Genomic DNA, 17,812 nt, shown 5'->3' with positions numbered 1-17,812 from the left:
CGTATTGAACTTAGTTTATAGCGCTATTTCTACTTAGATTTAACGAACAGAAATATAGGAAAGCATCGATGGGGTTTTAGTTTATAAACGGGGGGCATGAAAATGAATAATTTTCAACAAGAACTACAATCGTTAAGCCTTAATGATTATCAGTCTGGAAATGTTGTGTATTGGGACCAGCAAAACCAATATCCATATTACTATATTGAAGATGATGCTCGTCGCTGTGGCGGTGGTGGATTCCGTTGTGGTGGTGGTGGATTTCGTTGTGGTGGTGGATTTCGTTGTGGTGGATTTCGTTGTGGTGGATTCCGTTGTTTTGGTTGCTTCGGTTGTTTTGGTTTTGGTTGTGGTGGTTGCGGTGGTTGCGGTGGTTGCTCTAATTGTTTTGATGGTTTTGATAGTTTTAATGGTACTACAATGTTTTAATTCTTTATATATGAAAAAAAGCATCCATGTCAGTAGATGCTAAAATAAGTGATAAGGAGTTTCCGATGAGTATTGAAATAGGATACAAGCGAGTGAACTTGTCCTACGCTTCAATATATGCTTGTCCTTATCCATAATGTGCAATAAAAAAAGCACCCTCGCAAAGGCGCCTGTAGAGTTAGAGAGCCTTATTTTTTCTCATACTCAATATAAATAATGTAAATAAGCGCATTCTCTTAACAAGAAAGTGCGCTTATTTATAATACAGAACGTGCTGCTTTATTCTTATAATCATTTATTTTGAATCTACTTTTTTATATTTTTTTGCACCAAAACCTTTATTTTCGTCTATTCCTTTTCTGGCCAAATTTTCGTGTTTGGTTCTAATAACCACTTGTGTTCTTCCTCCATGATACGATCATTCCATGGATTATTCTCAAGATGTCGAATCATCCAACAAAAATACATTGCATATCCAGGCGCCGTTGCTTGTGGGTGATCTAGCTCACCTGGAATCGTAATAAAACTATTATGTACGACGCGATAAGCATCCTCACCAACCATTGCACACCCAAATCCCTGCTCCTTGTTAAAGCGATAATAATATACCTCTGGTTGGTCATGGTGATGCGGCGGATAACTGGACCATCGTCCTGGATAAGAAATAACTTCTCCAACTACCATATTAGAATATGCTGCATTATTATAGTCAAAAATTGTGCGAATAACACGCTGCGCTGTTCCCTCCCATACTCCTTCTCCAGCTACAACACTTTGACACTCATCTGGATTATATAACTTGGACGCGAATTCTTCGTCATTATCCGTTTTTTGAACAAGCACTTCACTGTCTGAAAGAGCAGTAATTGTAATCTTTACATTTTTAGCCACATGTAAACACCAAGGGTTTTCTTCAAAAACAGACTGTCTTTGAATAACTTGTTCAATTCCTTCCCACTCTAAACGGATTGTCCCTTCTAGTAAAAGAATTGCCGTTTCATTATTAATATCTAATAGCAACTCTTCTTTTCCATTAGACATCTTATATATACCTATGTCCATTAACATATCACTGCACTGACCATTCATTTCCGTTAATACATTATATCCTTCTTTTAATTCACCTAATTTTCCTAACACGGATTTCTCCCCCTTTTATCTAATGAGCACTCTATAACTTCCTCCCTATTCAGTTCACTAAACTTCGAGTTTCTTCTATTACTGATGAAGGAAGCCTTTCTCGTTATACTCTGTTTTCACTTCCAAATATTCGCATATGATTTTTTACGTTTTCGTATGCGGCGGAAATTACATCTTGATGATACGTAAAGTAATCTGAATAAGGAGCGTTTCCAACAGTGGTGTTAACCGCAGTGATTACATTATGAAACGTTGCTGTTGCTACATTAATTTTGCGAACACCATGTAAAATACATTGCTTGAAATCCTCTGGACTAATGCCAGAACCACCATGTAATACCAATGGAATATGAACTACCTCATTAATTTCTCTTAAGCGGTCTAACCGTAAATTAGGATTTCCATTATACATACCGTGTGCATTTCCAATTGCAACAGCCAATGCATCTACATTTGTTTCTTCTGCAAATCGTTTTGCTTCTTGAGTACTTGTCAGCAGCATCTCAATATCTTCTGATCCGTCCTCACTACCACCTACTCTCCCAATCTCTGCCTCTACCGTCGCTCCGTACTTTTTCGCCAGCCCTACAACTTCTTTTGTCTTTTGGATATTCTCTTCTAATGGATAGTGAGAGCCATCAAACATAACTGAACTAAAACCAATCTCTAACGTCTCTTTAATCCTTTCAATTGTCATACCATGATCAAAGTGAACAGCTACAGGGACAGTTGCTTCTTTCGCCGCAGCTACCATTAAAGGACCAATCATATGAATTGGCGAATGATTCAAACGAACTTCTGCAATTTGTAGAATAAGTGGAGAACGCAACTCTTCAGCCGCCTTAATAGCCCCCATCACCATTTCCATATTGGCAACACTGAAAGCTCCAACCCCATAATTCTCTTGATAAGCTTTTATTAAAATATCCTTCATTTGCACTAATGGCATTACATCACCTTTTTCAATATTATTTATTAAATGTAAAATCAAAAATCTTTTCTTTCTATTCCTTATGTAAGGGGGCAAGTTGATTGTCGAATAATTAACTCAGGGGTAAGAAGCAAATGTTCCTTACAAAGTTTTGGATGTTTCATCTCTTCAACGAGCAACTCTACTACCTTTGTACCCATTTGCTTCATTGGCTGGGCAATGGTCGTTAACATAGGGGTTGTTGTAGTAGAAAGTACAGTATTATCAAAGCCAATAATTGATAAATCTTCAGGGACATTTAAACCAACTCTTTTAGCAGCTTTCATGACTCCAATCGCTAATAAATCATTACATGCAAAAATCGCGGTTGGCCTTTCTTGTAGTCTCAAGAGTTGTTGAGCACTCTCAAATCCTTTTTGAATTGTCGCTTCCGTTTTCACTATATAATCGCTGGGTACAATGATTCCTTCTTCTTGCATAACATCTTTAAAAGCACGCAAGCGAAGCTGATTACTTTTGGCATCCTCTGTAATAATAGCGATTTTCCTATGATGTAAAGATAGTAAATAAGAAGTAGCTAAATAAGCTCCTTTATAATCATCTACAGTTACAGTGTTGACGGGTAAATTAAAAATTTCTGAAGCGATTAAACTAACAGGCACATCCTGCTTTACCATATTCTCTAGTAAGCTAGCATTTCGGAAAGCCGAAGCGATAATAAGACCATCGATTCTTTGACAAGTTAACAAGGATAAATACTTCTTTTCTTTCTGTGCATCATTATCCGTATTACATATCATGACATGAAATCCTAGCTCATAGCTTCGGTCCTCAATACTTCTTGCTACTTCAGCAAAAAACGGATTGGAGATGTCAGGGATGAGAAGACCGATCATTTTTGTTTGTTTTCCTGTTAAAGCAGATGCCACAACACTTGGATGGTAATTTAGTTCATCCATTACCTGATGTACTTTTCGCCTTGTACGTTCACTAATATTCCCAGTCTGATTTATTACCTTTGATACAGTTGATATAGATACACCCGCTTCTTCAGCAACACTATAAATTGTTGGTTTCATATAACACCTCACTTTCCTACTATCCCCTATTTTTTTAATAGCCATTGAAACTTGTAATCTCACAATGGGTAATTAAAGACCTGCTTTCTCTTGTATAAATTTTCGGGCTTTTAATGCATATTCAAAAGGATTCGCTAAAGCTGGGTCTTGCTCTGCTTCTACTACAAACCAGCCTTTATAATAAGAGTTTGCAAGGATAGTAAACACTTCATCAAATACAATTACGCCATCTCCGGGAACTGTAAATGCACCCTTCTTCACTGCCTGTAAGAAGCTTAAATTGTTTTCCTTTACAGCATCTACTACTTCCTGGCGAATATCTTTTAAATGTACGTGTTTAATACGAGGTAAATATTTTTTCAAAATATAAAGCGGCTCTTCTCCTGAAAAAACAAGATGACCTGTATCAAAAAGCAGGGATACAAGCTCTGGATCAGTCATATCCATTAACCTTTCAATTTCTGCCGTTGTTTGAACACCCGTACCCATATGATGATGGTATACAATATGTAGCCCCTTTTCCTGAGCTAATTTACCGAGGTGATGTAACCCATCCGCAAGTTTATCCCACTCTTCTTCTGTAAAAACGGGCTTGTTTTTAAATAGCGGTACATCCATTAAACCTTGAATACTATGTCCTTGCTCTGATACAACGATGACTTTTGCACCCATATCATGCAAGAAATCCCTATGTTTAATAAATGCTTGTACCGTCTCTTCAAGCGGCTTCGTTGTCAAGAACGCACTAAACCATGCGCTAGCAATCTCCAGGTTTCGTAATCCCAAAGATTTTTTCAATACAACTGTATTTCTCGGATATTTATTACCAACTTCACTCCCATTAAAACCAGCTAGTGCCATCTCACTAATACATTGTTCAAATGTATTTTCTGCTCCTAGCTCCGGCATATCATCATTTGTCCAAGCGATTGGTGCAATTCCAAGCTTAATCGTGTTTTCTTTGAACATCCCCTTGTCTCTCCTCTTTGCAAAATGTTATAGAAATTCGCCAACTTCTCTTATCTGTCCGTTAAAAAGAGAGCTTTCTAAAAAATATGCATGTAGATAAAAAGCCCTTTTTGTGTCCTAATCTAATAAGATCTTGCCTTTTGCAAGTTACTTACTTTACTCTCGTACGCAGCTTGTACACTTTGACTATTAGATACTTCTGCAACACCTACATGCCACCATGACTCGTATCCATTTGTCATTGTTTTTGGTAATACTTTAATATCAATCAATGTAGTAACCGTTTGTTTTTTCGCATCTTTAAGCGCTTCCTGCAATTGTTCTATCGATGTAACACGATACGTTTTCACACCATATCCAGCCGCGCTAGCTGCAAAATCAATTTTCATAATAGCCCCATTTAATTTACGAGTTTCCTGGTTTCGGTAGCGAAACTCTGTTCCAAAGCTCCCCATTCCATTGCCCATTTGTAAGTTATTAATGCAGCCAAATCCGGAGTTATCAAACAATAAGACATTAATTTTTTTGTTTTCTTGAAGACTTGTGACGAGCTCAGAATGAAGCATTTGGTAACTGCCATCCCCTACCATTGCATATACTTCCTTCGATGGTTCAGCTAGCTTTGCACCAAGTGCGCCTGCAACCTCATAGCCCATGCAAGAATATCCATACTCCATGTGATATGTATTTGGTTTTCTCGATGTCCACATTCTTTGTAAATCACCCGGAAGACTTCCTGCCGCACCAACGATGATTGCATCTTCATCAAGTAATGTATTAATTTGTCCAATGACTGCAGTCTGTGTTAATTGTGTACCAAGTGCGTCCACATACTCATTTAAATTCTCATCGAAATGACCTTCGACTTCTGGTGTAAAATCTTTACCTGTAAAGCGAATATTATGTAGACGTGCTAATTCTGTTTCCCAAGCCTCTTTTGCATCAGCGATTTCTACTGTATAACTAGATCGATAATCAATTGCTTGCAGTTCATCTATTAGAGCAAGAAGCGCTTCTTTCGCATCTGCTATAACCTTCATTGCATCGAGCTTGTTCGCATGGAATTCTGAAATGTTGATGTTTAAAAACTCAACCTCTTCATTCTGAAACAATTGCTTAGATGCCGTTGTAAAATCAGTAAATCTCGTCCCGATTCCAATAACAAGATCCGCTTCCTTTGCAATTGTATTAGCTGCTAAATTTCCGGTTACTCCAATGCCGCCAAGGTTATATGGATGGCTGCTTTCAATCGCGCTTTTCCCAGCTTGTGTTTCCCCAAATGGAATGTGGAATGTTTCAGCAAATTGTTTGAGTTCCTCTGCCGCTTCTGCGTATCTTACACCACCACCGCAAATCATAATTGGCTTTTTCTTTCTCTTAATCATTTCAACCGCATCCGCTAAGCTGGCTTTTGTAGGTAAACGACGTTCAATACGGTGAACACGCTTTTGGAAGAAGTAACTTGGAAAATCCCACGCTTCTCCTTGGACATCTTGTGGTAAACAAATTGTTACAGCTCCTGTATCTGCTGAATTCGTTAAAACACGCATGGCTTGAATCATAGCTGTCATCAATTGTTCTGGACGATTTATCCGATCCCAGTACTTACTTACTGCACGAAAAGCATCATTCGTAGAAATAGATAAGTCATGTGTTTGTTCAATTTGTTGAAGAACAGGATCAGGTTGTCTCGTTGCAAATACATCACCTGGAAGTAGTAAAACTGGAATATTATTTGCAGAAGCTGTTGCAGCAGAGGTAATCATATTTGCTGATCCAGGACCAACAGAAGAAGTACATGCCATAATTTGTTTTCTGTGTTTTTGTTTAGCAAAGGCCATCGCAGCATTTGCCATTCCTTGCTCATTTCTCCCTTGATATACTTCTAATTCCCCTGCGTCTTCTTCTAAAGCTTGACCTAGGCCTACTACATTTCCATGACCAAAAATAGTAAAGATTCCCTTAATAAACTTTTGTTGCTCTCCATCAAACTCTACGTACTGCTTGTTCAAAAATTTTACCAAGGCTTGTGCCGTCGTCATTCTAACAGTTTGCATATTGTTTGCTCCTTTCTATCTCTATCAGTCATTCTGCATATGAAAAAGGAGTATCAGGAATTTGATAGACTCCTAATACTTCCTTCTTATGTTTTCATACTTCCGTTACTTTCGCTTACGAACAACTAGAGAGATTCTACTTCTCTCTTAATAATTACTTTTCCCAACGAGATGTAAGCATTTTCTTTCTTGTATAAAACTCAACGCCGTCAGTACCGTTCGCATGAAGATCTCCATAGAAAGAGTCTTTCCAGCCAGAAAACGGGAAGAATGCCATTGGTGCTGGAACCCCAACATTCACACCTAACATGCCTGATTCAATTGTTTCACGGAATTGACGTACACTTGCCCCGCTATCTGTATAGATGCAAGCTCCATTTGCAAAGCGAGACTCATTCGCAATTTCAATCGCTTCATCCAATGATTTCACACGAACAATTGATAAAACAGGAGCAAAAATCTCATCTTGCCAGATTTTCATTTCTTTTGTGACATGGTCAAAAATTGTTGGCCCAACGAAATAACCAGCTCCTTTTACAGCTGTATCTTCGCGTCCATCACGAACTAACGTAGCCCCCTGTTCTACACCTGAATCGATGTAACCAATTGTGCGCTCTTTATGATTATCACGAATAACTGGTCCTAAAAACACATCTTCATCAAGACCATTGCCAATCACGATTTTATTTGCTTCTTCTACTAGTCTTCCAACTAATTGATCTGCAATTTCTTCTTCTACTGTTACAACAGAAGCAGCCATACAACGCTCACCAGCTGAACCGAATGCAGCACTGATAATTTGTTTTGTTGCGAGGTCAAGATTCGCATCATTTAATACGATGGAATGGTTTTTCGCACCTGCTAATGCTTGAACACGTTTTAAGTTTTCTGTTCCTTTTTTGTATACATATTCTGCAACTGGCTGAGAACCTACAAACGAAATAGCCTTCACTAATTTATGTTCCAGAAGACCGTTTACTACATCGTGTGCGCCATTTACGATATTTAATACACCTTTAGGTAAACCAGCTTCTTCAGCTAATTCAGCTAATTTTGCCGCTAGCAGTGGTGTACGCTCTGATGGTTTTAATACAAATGTATTACCGCACGCAATCGCAAGTGGGAACATCCAGCATGGAACCATCATTGGGAAGTTAAAAGGTGTAATCCCGCCTATAACACCAATTGGGTAACGATACATACCAGATTCAATACCTGTCGCAATATCAGGTAGCTGTTTTCCCATCATTAATGTAGGGGCACCCGCTGCAAATTCCACGCACTCAATACCACGAAGAACTTCACCATAGGCTTCGTTATAGCTTTTTCCATTTTCAATCGTAATAAGTTTCGCTAACTCTTCCCAGTTATCTACTAGTAATTGTTGATATTTAAATAAAATACGAGCACGTTTTGGCACAGCTGTTTTGGACCAAAGTTGGAACGCTTTATTTGCTGCTAGTACAGCTTGTTCAACATCTTCTTTCGTTGAAAGTGGTACTTGAGCGATTACTTCTCCTGTTGCAGGATTATATACAGCTTCCATCTTAGTTGAAGAGGATTCTACCCATTCGCCGCCAATATAGTTTTTTACAATTTGTGCTGTTTGTACTGTCATATTCATTCTCTCCCTTTTATGTAATGTAGAAGCGTCCAACAGGATACGCCCTTACTTGATTATTGGTTTATGATGTTTCTATACAATTTCCTCAGCCGTTTCCATGAATGCAGAAATCTCTGCCCTTGTTGGCATTGCATCAGAACAGCTGTGCTTGGAAATAACAATCGAAGCCGAAGCGCCTCCTAATCGCATCGCTTGAGGAATCTCAAGCCCTTGCATTAAGCCATAAATAAACGCAGATGCATACGAGTCGCCAGCGCCAAACGTCTTTAATACCTTTGTTTTAAAGATACCGCCGCGGTGAGATTGACCGTCTCTCGTATAAGCGATTGAACCATCCCCGCCGTGCTTAATTACGACGATTTTCGCATGATGAGAAAACCATCTTTCAGCCGTAACTCGATCATTAGATTGTTCGTAGTTTAATAGTTTTTCCATCATATCGAATTCTTCACGCGTTCCAATAATAACATCAGATTTTTCAGCCGCTAGATTGTAATACACAGCCGTTTCCGCTTCTGACTGCCATGTATAAGGGCGGTAATCAACATCAAAAAATACGACTACATCATGCTTACGTGCATATTCGAGCGCTAAAAATACCGCCTCGCGAGAAGGACTTTTCGCTAAAGCTGTTCCTGAAATTAAGAGAGCTTTCGATTGTTTAATATAAGCCTCAGATACTTCTGTTGGATCAAGATTTAAATCTGCGACATTGTCGCGGTACATTAAAATACTGCAATCTTCAGGGCTTTTAATTTCTGTAAAAGCTAGACCCGTCACTGCACCAGTACGATCGATACATATCTGATCTGTATTAATATTATTGTCCTTTAGGTACCCTGTAATAAAGCGGCCCATTTGATCATCGGACACTTTACCGATAAATCCTGTATGTAAACCAAGACGTGCCGCACCAATTGCAATATTGGCAGGAGATCCCCCTACATACTTAGTAAATGTTCTCGTTTCTTCCATAGGGCGTTGTGTTTCATTGGCATTTAAATCAACGCATAAACGTCCAACTGCAATTAGGTCTAATGGACAATATTCTTTAAAAATAAGTGGATTCATTGTTACTACCTCCCATGCTTTATGAAAGAGTGAATGATATGGTTAATATTTTTATAAACCTAATATTCATGACTCTTTATCTATCTAGAAGTAAGCGCTCTCTTCATTGATTTAATGCAGGTTGTTTATGTTCAATTTGAACAGGTTTTCCTGTTAGTAAAGATTCCTTCGCAGCTTTCGCAATTCGTTCTGCTTGTAACCCATCATTACCACTGCAAATAACAGCTTGTCCCTCTATAATTGACTTTGTAAATTGTGTTACTTCCTCAATGTAAGCCTGCGTGTAGCGCTCTAAGAAGAAATAAAGCGGCTTATCTTTTACAACACCTTCTGTTTTTGACACTTGTACAGTTGTCGGGCAGCAATTATCCGCAGCGACCGCTCCCTTTTCACCAAACACTTCAAGACGCTGGTCATATCCATAAACAGCTTGGCGGCTATTATCGATTACACCTAATGCTCCATTTGCAAATTTTAATGTGACAATTGCCGTATCAACATCATTTACTTCCTGAATGGACGGATCAATTAGTGTTGTTCCATAAGCAAATACTTCAACAACTTCACTATTCATTACATATCGAGCCATATCAAAATCATGAATCATCATATCCATAAACAATCCACCTGAAGAGCGAACATATTCAATACTTGGCGGTTGTGGATCTCTAGACGTAATTTTTAAAATATGTGGGTGTCCCACTTCTCCTTGTTGAATAAGATCATAGACTTTCCTGAAGTTAGGATCGAAACGGCGATTAAAACCTACTTGAAGAGATACACCTTGTTCTTTTACTACTTCTAATGCATCTAATGTTTCTTCTACTGAGAAACTAACAGGCTTTTCGCAGAAAATATGTTTTTTCGCAAGTGCCGCTTCTTTAATAATTTGCGCATGTGTATTTGTTGGTGAACAAATAAAGACAGCATCAATTTCTGGATCTGCTAATAAATCCTGATAGTTTGTAGTCAGAGTGGAAATCCCTTTATCTTGAGCCCACTTTTCTAGATGACTAATCACTACATCTGAAACCGCTTTAATTTTCACTTGTGGCATAAGCTGCAAATTATCAACATGCAGTTTCCCAATTCGTCCAGCACCAATAATCCCAATCGTTAAAACATTCATATGATTTCTCCCTCTTTATTAAAATTTAAGAAACGAAATGAAAGTCTATAAGGTTTAGCACATCAAATTTAGTTAAGCGCTTTCCCTATTTTTCTTCATTATACACACTTGACCCTAAATTGAAAACATTTTTATTTTTTTGAATACTTTTCTTGTCATCCGAATTTCAAATTTCCTCAATATGCGTACTACATCCATATACCAATTAATAATTAGAAACAAATAATCTAAATAGCTACAAATATACTCTTTTAAAATACTGATATAACAAAGAAAATTAAACCTTTAAACTACTGACAACCCATCTTTAAGTTATTTCTTTCTATTCATGTTCACGATCATTTTAGTGACCAATAAGTAAATAGATTGCACCCTTATGAAAGAAAGTTGTAAATTGTCAAAAAATTTCATTGACGACCCCATAATGTAAGCGTATACTTTTTTTATCAAAAAGAATTAAGCGCTTAACCAAAAATAATTTATCGGTGGTGGGAGAATGAACGCAATTAGTTCAAACAAAACATTTATGGACAAGATTGGTATCCCTTCTAATTTAACTTGGGGATACATAGGGATTATTGTTTTTATGATCGGGGATGGTTTAGAACAAGGATGGTTATCCCCTTATCTCGTTGAGAAAGGCCTAACGCTAGAACATGCTGCTTTTCTGTTTACCATTTATGGAATTACTGTTTCTGCTTCTTCTTGGTTTTCGGGGGTATTTGTACAAATGTGGGGACCAAGAAAAGTAATGACGTTTGGTTTAGTATCATTCATTTTAGGTTCTATTGGATTCATCGGTATAGGAATTCAACATATGAATTATCCCGTTATATTACTTTGCTACGCTCTACGAGGATTTGGTTATCCCTTATTTGCTTATTCTTTCCTAGTTTGGGTATCTTACAGTACTCCTCAACAAATGCTTTCAAGAGCAGTTGGCTGGTTCTGGTTCGTATTCCAGCTTGGACTTAGTGTTATAGGTGCCTTTTATTCTAGCTATATGGTTCCTAAAATCGGGGAAATCGCTACTTTATGGAGCGCCTTAATTTTTGTTGTCGTCGGAGGATTATTCTCTATTGTTGTAAATAAAGACAAATTCAAAGCACAAACCGTAAGCGCTAACAAATCAAGTGAATTACTAAAAGGCATTACCATCGCATTTGAAAATCCTAAAGTTGGTATAGGTGGTATTGTTAAAATTATAAACTCGGCCGCTCAGTTTGGATTTGTTGTTTTCCTGCCTACTTATATGATGAAATATAATTTTACAATGACTGAATGGCTACAAATTTGGGGTACTCTATTCTTTGTAAATATGGTGTTTAATATTATTTTTGGTATTGTTGGAGACAAGTTTGGTTGGGTAAATACGATTAAATGGTTCGGAGGAGTCGGTTGCGGAATTGTAACTCTTGCACTCTATTATGTACCACAAATGGTAGGACATAATTATTGGGCAATATTATTTGTTGCATGTTGCTACGGAGCAACACTTGCCGGTTATGTACCTCTTACAGCATTAGTCCCATCTTTATCTCCTGAAAATAAAGGAGCGGCAATGTCTGTCTTAAATTTAGGTTCAGGATTATCAGCATTTGTTGGACCATTAGTCGTAACGGCTTTCATCGGTCCATTAGGTGTTGGCGGTGTGATGTGGATCTTTGCCGGTTTGTACTTCTTTGGTGCATTTCTAACTCATTTCCTTACTATTCCAAAGGAGAATGAGATTAAGCAGGATTTAAATACGAAAAGCGGCGAGCAATTCTCAGTATAAACTCTAAATAAAAAGAAGGTCATCATAACTGCACATGGTTACGATGCCCTTCTTTTCGTTACATTCAAGTAGGCTATTAAAAAAGCTTTCATGTAATATCCTTTACTGAGGATCGCTCTACTAATTGAGGAATAATTGTAATTTTTTGCTTAGCATGTGCCTTCATTTCCATCGTTTTTAAGAGTTGTTCAAACGTACAGGCTGCCATTTGTGTAATAGGCTGTTCAATTGTCGTTAACCCTGGATCTGCAATCTCGGCATAGATTGTATTATCGAATCCAATAATTGATAAATCTTCCGGAATCGAAAGTCCTTGTTTTCTTGCTTCATTCATAAGGCATATCGCAATTAAATCTGTACAAGCAAAAACCGCTGTAGGCCTATTAGGCAAACTAAGTAATTCTTTACTTGCACGTTTGCTATCTTCAACTGTCGAATAGCAGCTAATTATAGCATCATCATCTAACGAAACCCCTGAATCTGTAAGAGCTTGTTTGAAACCATTCAGTCTCCCTAAGCTACTTTTTCTATCCTTCTCCATCATAATCGTTAAAGATGTATGGCCTTTCTGCGTTAGATAATTCCCTGCTAAATAGCCTCCCCTCATATCATCAGTTGTCACAACATGAGTTGTGATGGAAGGATGATCAACAGTAAATAAAACAAGCGGCAAATCTCGGTTCACGATTTTTTTAACAAGTTTATAATCATTTAGCTCCGTTGCAATAATAATGCCATCTACTTGCTTTTTAAATAGTAAATCAATGTATTCATGCTCACGTTTTGTTTGATGGTCTGTACTACATAAAATGAGTGTATACCCTGATTCTCGTGCGCTATTTTCAAATGCTCTTGCTACTTCTGCAAAAAAGGAGTTTGAAATATCTGGGACAAGTACCCCAATCGTATATGTTTTTTTACCTGTTAACGCTGCTGCCACACTACTTGGTTGGTAATCTAATTCATCCATTACTTTATTTACTTTGTTTATTGTTTTTTCACTAATACGCCCTGTTTGATTAATTACCTTAGATACAGTCGCTATTGATACACCTGCTTTTTCCGCAACATCATAAATTGTTGGTTTCACTTTAATTGTCCCTTCTTAATCATCTTTTTCTATATTTTATCATAAATAAATTTTGCCTATTGGTATACAAAAGGAAATCTTTTAAAAGTTTATAGGTACTTCCTCTCATTTACGTAAAAACTTATTCCAAGTGGCTATTTCAACCTATAAACATTCCCCTTATATTAAAGTTTTTTACAGATTTCGTGATACAGGAAAGACCATATCGGACTTTAGTCCGCCTTTAGGCATGGGGTGAAAGTATCGCTTTTTCATAGAAAAGCACTTGTTTTTTGGTTACACTTCAACTATAGACAAAAACAATTCTTTAAAATGAAATTTTTATAACCTTTTCGACGTAACTGCAGCTGCCTTATCAAAATATGTAATATTGCATATTCTGTACTTTCAACCTTTATACATGCAATAATTTATTTATAAAAATACAAAGTATTAGTAAGGGTGATTTTATATGAACAAGTTCCGAAAGAAGATGATTAAATCTTTACAAACACTATGGGGATGCTTAGCATTTGGTGTATTAATGTTTGCTGTCTTCTTAATTATGGATTTAACAGATACACCTTTAAATACATTAGGTTGGAGAGAATGGCTAGGTTCTGCAGTAGGCGCAGCCATTTTATTTGTTGGGATGTTTACTTTAAGTAAATTGGATTTAAAATAAATATTTGGTCAATACTGTATGTAGGCTGTATGCCAACACTCATTTAAAGTAGTCTTCTCTGTATCTCCTTGTAGAGAGCAGTTAGCTTTTGCTAGCTGCTCTTTTATTGTGTATTCTTAATTCGAACCCATTCACTACTTTTCATTTCCCAACCTTGATAATATAATTGTGTAACTTGCTTCTCTACTTCAGCAATTTTTCTTTCTCTATGCTTTTCAAGATTTTGCAATTCTTCTCGTAAAGTCTTTATTCTATTTTCAAAACCTTGGAGCGCTTCAATATCCGTTTTCACATAATGCTTATAGGCTTCAATTCTCTCTTCCGGCCACTTTTCCACATTTATCCCCCCTTTTCTACAAAATGAAATTTCTATAATCATAATTAGATAAAATGCACATATACTTTAATGAGATTGGGTATTTATTAGCGATTAGGAGCATCTTAATAGGGTACTCCTTTTCTTGCTGTACAAAATAGCGTTTTTGTTCCAAATGATGCCCTATTCATTTGGACGCATTTACCAGTATTTTTACCAAAAAATTCATGATATTGTTAATTAGTCGAGTACGTCATTACTTGACGATTACCCTTAGGAGCCCCCCAGACAAACGGGGTTCCTTTTATTTAAATAACGCTTTTGTTACTTTTCCGTAACCATTTTAGGCTTATATACATGTTACAATTTATAAGGATTTGCAAATTGTCCCTTTGCAACCCCATATATTCTCTGCCCTTGTGACCCCATAATACAAGGGCAGTTTTTAATAAAAAATAAGGATTTTGTTAAAAACTTACATGCATATGTTTTTCGTTATATAATTAAGCTATCAATATATTAGGAGTGTTAAGTATGTCAGAAACAATAATGATTTTGTTATACATTTGTTTCGGAATGAGTGCAGTTTTTAGCTTAATAAAGGAATTTCGAAAGCAACAGAAAAACCAGTTCTTGATTTTATTTGATTCTCTAATTTTGATAGGAGCTATATTTTTAATAGCTAATATCTTCATCTAAATTACATAACGAGAACTCTCCAGGGAGCGAAGCAGCTAGCAAAAGCTAACTGCTTTTTTTATTAAATAACTGTTTTGTTTACTTTTTTTCCCTCACCTACATTACATCGATAAATTAAGATATAATATAATGTATAATTACAACAATTTATTATTAGGAGGTGTAATGATGTCATTTGCAGCTTGGAGTGCAATTTTTATGAATTAAACATAGGTCCAAAAATAGAATCAAGATCATTAAAATAGGAATCGTTATTCCAATAACATATATTAATAACCGCCGAATAAAAATATTGGGATATACTTTACGTTTACGTCCTTTTTATGCATTATGGTATGGTTTATTTAATTTTGCATAAGCCAAAAAGTAAGGAGAGAAAGTAATGAATCCCTTTTTACATGGCACAATTTTTGCATAATAAAAGAAAAAATGATTTAGGCGAAGTTTCCTTAAATTTGAAAAATTATGCTAAAAAGGGGAAATGCAAAATGAAATACCCACTCACACCAGACGTAAAACCAGAATTTTGTACGACAGGTACATTTATGAGGTTACCTTCTAGTAATGATCAAGCAAAAATTGCTATTTTAGGAATGCCATTTGATACAGCTGCGTCATTTCGCGTTGGTGCGCGTTTTGCCCCGCAAGCAATTCGCCAAGCATCTATGACGTTGTTTCCCTATCATCCAATTCACCATGTATACCCGTTTGATGACACAAATGCAATTGATATTGGGGATGTTTCTGTTATCCCGCATAATATTCATCGTAGCTATGATTTAATTGAAGATGCTGTTTTTGGATTAATGCAGCAAGGAATCATTCCAATAGGACTTGGCGGAGATCATTCTATTACATTAGCAAGTCTTCGTGCAGCAGCTAAAGTTCATGGCCCTGTCGCGATGATTCATTTTGATTCTCACACAGATACGTGGGATACGTATTATGAAGAAAAATATTGGCATGGTTCGCCATTTATACGTGCACATGAGGAAGGATTATTACAACCAGATAAGGTATTCCAAATTGGAATCCGAGGAACGTTGAATCATCCTGGTGATATAGAAGCTAGTAGTGATTTAGGTTATAACGTCATTACAACAGCAGAATTATGCAATCGTGGTTTTGAAAGCATTCTCCAGCAAATGCGAGAAACAATTGGTGATACACCATGTTTCTTAACATTTGATATTGATTTTGTAGATCCATCTTGTGCGCCTGGTACAGGTACGCTAGAGGTAGGGGGATTTAATAGTCGAGAGACGCTGGACATGGTGCGAGCATTAAGCGGTTTTAATTATATTGGTTTCGACTTAGTAGAAGTATTACCGCCATATGATCAAGCGCAAATCACGTCCCTTTTAGCTGCCACACTTGTGCATGATTTTGCGAGTTTGATTGCGTTGCAGTTGAAACATGAACAGAATAAGTAAGCAGAAAATTTATATCGAAATATAATAAAGGTCTATGAAACTATTTTTCATAGACCTTTAAACACTTATTTATTATTTTTTTGCCATTTTTCTTTAATAAAGTCTTCACGACCAGATTCTTTGCGCTCTTGAGCATATTTCACCGGGTTCTTTTTATAAAAATGTTGATGATATTCTTCTGCTTCAAAGAAAGGAGCTGCTTGACGAATTTTCGTTACAATTGGATTTTTAAACTTAAGCTTTCTGCTAGAGCTTGCTTTGATTTTTTAGCTGGCCCTTTTTGCATTTCATTGTGGTGAACTCCCCCCACTTACCGGTTATCACCGCTTGAAGTGGGGGCTTCCTGATTCTACAAGCATTGCCTATCTCTTACGAGATCCGGTCTTACACGCTCTCCACAGGCGTAGATTATACTGTTCGGACAAGACCTTGCCCTACAGTTATATAGATGTTATGTACATTTAATAAGCTGGCTGATACGCAATTTGCGTTAAGCCGGATTTTTCAATGTTAATCGCTGCATTGTGGTCTCGATCCAGTACAGTACCACATTGTTTGCATACGTGCGTACGAACAGAAAGTGATTTCTTAACTGTCTCCCCGCACTTCGAACATTTTTGTGACGTGTAGTGCGGTTTTACCAGTACCAAATTCCCACCATTTCGTTTTGCCTTGTAGGAGAGGAATGTACGGAACATCCCCCAACCTGCATCGTGGATGGATTTTGCTAGGTGACGGTTACGTATCATATTTTTGATCTTTAGGTCTTCTATACAAATTACACCATAGCTGTTGGTTAATCTGAAGCTTAGCTTGTGTAAGAAATCCTTACGTTGATTCGCTATCTTCGTATGAATTTGCTGTACTTTGGCTACTTGCTTGCACCAGTTCTTCGAACCTTTTTTCATTTTTGAATGTTTACGTTGCGCACGTTTTAATTTACGCTCTTCTTTGCGTAGAAACGTAGGATTTTGAACTTCTTCCCCATTAGATAGAACCGCAAATTTTTTGATGCCTACATCAATACCAGTTGTTTTATTTGCATCACAAATGGAGCCTTGGTTTACGTGTTTTTCAACACAAAAAGTCGCAAACCAACGGTTCCCTTGATGCTTTATGACAACTTGTTTAACGCGGCCATCTAATTTACGGTGCCATTTGATATCAATGACCCCTAATTTCGAGATAAGAAGTTTACCGCCTTTTGTGAGAGAACACATACGACGGCTTGTCCCCAACGAACCATCCTTCTTTTTATATTTGAACATACCAAATTGAGTAAGAGTAATAGAGCGATATTCTTTAAAACTTTTCATTTTTGGATAGCCAGCATCCTTTTTAAAGAACTTTTTATAGGCTTTTTCCAACCGCGCAAACACTTCCTGAAGAGGCTGCGAAGGAACA

The 17,812-nt window shown here is 37.1% G+C and carries 15 protein-coding genes and 1 pseudogene; 4 read left to right on the top strand and 12 right to left on the bottom strand.

Going from position 1 to position 17,812, the window contains the following annotated elements; all coding sequences use genetic code 11:
* The first annotated feature begins 96 nt into the window (after positions 1 to 96).
* A complete protein-coding gene (locus BAU28_RS28480) occupies positions 97 to 429 on the top strand; it encodes a heterocycloanthracin/sonorensin family bacteriocin (protein ID WP_083595030.1) in 333 nt (110 codons plus the stop codon).
* Positions 430 to 777: 348 nt separating this feature from the next.
* On the opposite strand, the gene BAU28_RS28475 is transcribed toward BAU28_RS28480, so the two are convergent.
* The 8 genes from BAU28_RS28475 to iolG form a co-directional block, all read right to left on the bottom strand.
* On the bottom strand, positions 778 to 1,569 hold the full coding sequence (locus tag BAU28_RS28475) for a 5-deoxy-glucuronate isomerase (RefSeq protein WP_071721320.1): 792 nt from the start codon (positions 1,567 to 1,569) through the stop codon (positions 778 to 780).
* A 103-nt stretch (positions 1,570 to 1,672) separates the two neighbouring features.
* Entirely contained in the window at positions 1,673 to 2,518 is an 846-nt protein-coding gene (locus BAU28_RS28470; protein ID WP_071721326.1) for a class II fructose-bisphosphate aldolase, read from the bottom strand.
* A gap of 62 nt (positions 2,519 to 2,580) precedes the next feature.
* Positions 2,581 to 3,579 (bottom strand): LacI family DNA-binding transcriptional regulator, encoded by a 999-nt coding sequence (locus tag BAU28_RS28465; protein ID WP_071721318.1) that lies wholly within the window; start codon positions 3,577 to 3,579, stop codon positions 2,581 to 2,583.
* 72 nt (positions 3,580 to 3,651) lie between these two features.
* On the bottom strand, positions 3,652 to 4,548 hold the full coding sequence (gene iolE / locus BAU28_RS28460) for a myo-inosose-2 dehydratase (protein WP_071721317.1): 897 nt from the start codon (positions 4,546 to 4,548) through the stop codon (positions 3,652 to 3,654).
* A gap of 122 nt (positions 4,549 to 4,670) precedes the next feature.
* Positions 4,671 to 6,605, bottom strand: a complete 1,935-nt coding sequence (iolD, locus tag BAU28_RS28455) for a 3D-(3,5/4)-trihydroxycyclohexane-1,2-dione acylhydrolase (decyclizing) (protein WP_071721315.1) — start codon at positions 6,603 to 6,605, stop codon at positions 4,671 to 4,673.
* A gap of 154 nt (positions 6,606 to 6,759) precedes the next feature.
* Positions 6,760 to 8,223 (bottom strand): CoA-acylating methylmalonate-semialdehyde dehydrogenase, encoded by a 1,464-nt coding sequence (locus BAU28_RS28450; RefSeq protein WP_071721313.1) that lies wholly within the window; start codon positions 8,221 to 8,223, stop codon positions 6,760 to 6,762.
* Positions 8,224 to 8,301: 78 nt separating this feature from the next.
* Positions 8,302 to 9,300, bottom strand: coding sequence for a 5-dehydro-2-deoxygluconokinase (gene iolC, locus BAU28_RS28445; RefSeq protein WP_071721311.1), 999 nt, complete (start codon positions 9,298 to 9,300; stop codon positions 8,302 to 8,304).
* 103 nt (positions 9,301 to 9,403) lie between these two features.
* Positions 9,404 to 10,429 carry an inositol 2-dehydrogenase gene (gene iolG, locus BAU28_RS28440; RefSeq protein ID WP_070139537.1) on the bottom strand — a complete coding sequence of 342 codons (1,026 nt, stop codon included), beginning with the start codon at positions 10,427 to 10,429 and terminating at the stop codon, positions 9,404 to 9,406.
* Positions 10,430 to 10,925: 496 nt separating this feature from the next.
* Between iolG and BAU28_RS28435 the strand changes: the two genes are divergently transcribed.
* A complete protein-coding gene (locus BAU28_RS28435) occupies positions 10,926 to 12,206 on the top strand; it encodes an MFS transporter (protein ID WP_071721309.1) in 1,281 nt (426 codons plus the stop codon).
* An 88-nt stretch (positions 12,207 to 12,294) separates the two neighbouring features.
* Here BAU28_RS28435 and BAU28_RS28430 read toward each other — a convergent pair whose 3' ends face one another.
* Positions 12,295 to 13,296 carry a LacI family DNA-binding transcriptional regulator gene (locus BAU28_RS28430; protein WP_048374267.1) on the bottom strand — a complete coding sequence of 334 codons (1,002 nt, stop codon included), beginning with the start codon at positions 13,294 to 13,296 and terminating at the stop codon, positions 12,295 to 12,297.
* Between the two features lie 451 nt (positions 13,297 to 13,747).
* Here BAU28_RS28430 and BAU28_RS28425 point away from each other — a divergent pair, with 451 nt between their 5' ends.
* Entirely contained in the window at positions 13,748 to 13,960 is a 213-nt protein-coding gene (locus tag BAU28_RS28425) for a hypothetical protein (protein ID WP_071721307.1), read from the top strand.
* 103 nt (positions 13,961 to 14,063) lie between these two features.
* On the opposite strand, the gene BAU28_RS28420 is transcribed toward BAU28_RS28425, so the two are convergent.
* A complete protein-coding gene (locus tag BAU28_RS28420; RefSeq protein ID WP_071721305.1) occupies positions 14,064 to 14,297 on the bottom strand; it encodes an NADH dehydrogenase in 234 nt (77 codons plus the stop codon).
* Positions 14,298 to 15,463: 1,166 nt separating this feature from the next.
* Here BAU28_RS28420 and speB point away from each other — a divergent pair.
* The gene (speB, locus tag BAU28_RS28415; protein ID WP_071721324.1) at positions 15,464 to 16,408 is read left to right on the top strand and encodes an agmatinase; all 945 of its coding nucleotides are present in this window, start codon (positions 15,464 to 15,466) and stop codon (positions 16,406 to 16,408) included.
* 65 nt (positions 16,409 to 16,473) lie between these two features.
* Here the strand turns inward: speB and BAU28_RS28410 are convergent.
* Positions 16,474 to 16,706: pseudogene (locus BAU28_RS28410) on the bottom strand (peptide-methionine (S)-S-oxide reductase); the annotation flags it as partial.
* A gap of 163 nt (positions 16,707 to 16,869) precedes the next feature.
* Positions 16,870 to 17,812 (bottom strand): RNA-guided endonuclease InsQ/TnpB family protein (locus tag BAU28_RS28405; RefSeq protein ID WP_071721303.1); only part of this gene is annotated, 943 nt, incomplete at its 5' end.

It is taken from the genome of Bacillus paramycoides (genome assembly GCF_001884235.1).
GTDB lineage: Bacteria > Bacillota > Bacilli > Bacillales > Bacillaceae_G > Bacillus_A > Bacillus_A paramycoides.
This window is presented reverse-complemented; position numbering and strand designations above follow the sequence as displayed.

Bases quoted from the DNA above. Each gene is read 5' to 3' on its own strand.
- iolC (WP_071721311.1), bottom strand. From the start codon at position 9,300: ATGAATCCACTTATTTTTAAAGAATATTGTCCATTAGACCTAATTGCA.
- BAU28_RS28470 (WP_071721326.1), bottom strand. From the start codon at position 2,518: ATGCCATTAGTGCAAATGAAGGATATTTTAATAAAAGCTTATCAAGAG.
- iolE (WP_071721317.1), bottom strand. From the start codon at position 4,548: ATGTTCAAAGAAAACACGATTAAGCTTGGAATTGCACCAATCGCTTGG.
- iolD (WP_071721315.1), bottom strand. From the start codon at position 6,605: ATGCAAACTGTTAGAATGACGACGGCACAAGCCTTGGTAAAATTTTTG.
- iolG (WP_070139537.1), bottom strand. From the start codon at position 10,429: ATGAATGTTTTAACGATTGGGATTATTGGTGCTGGACGAATTGGGAAA.
- BAU28_RS28480 (WP_083595030.1), top strand. From the start codon at position 97: ATGAAAATGAATAATTTTCAACAAGAACTACAATCGTTAAGCCTTAAT.
- BAU28_RS28425 (WP_071721307.1), top strand. From the start codon at position 13,748: ATGAACAAGTTCCGAAAGAAGATGATTAAATCTTTACAAACACTATGG.
- BAU28_RS28450 (WP_071721313.1), bottom strand. From the start codon at position 8,223: ATGACAGTACAAACAGCACAAATTGTAAAAAACTATATTGGCGGCGAA.
- speB (WP_071721324.1), top strand. From the start codon at position 15,464: ATGAAATACCCACTCACACCAGACGTAAAACCAGAATTTTGTACGACA.
- BAU28_RS28465 (WP_071721318.1), bottom strand. From the start codon at position 3,579: ATGAAACCAACAATTTATAGTGTTGCTGAAGAAGCGGGTGTATCTATA.
- BAU28_RS28435 (WP_071721309.1), top strand. From the start codon at position 10,926: ATGAACGCAATTAGTTCAAACAAAACATTTATGGACAAGATTGGTATC.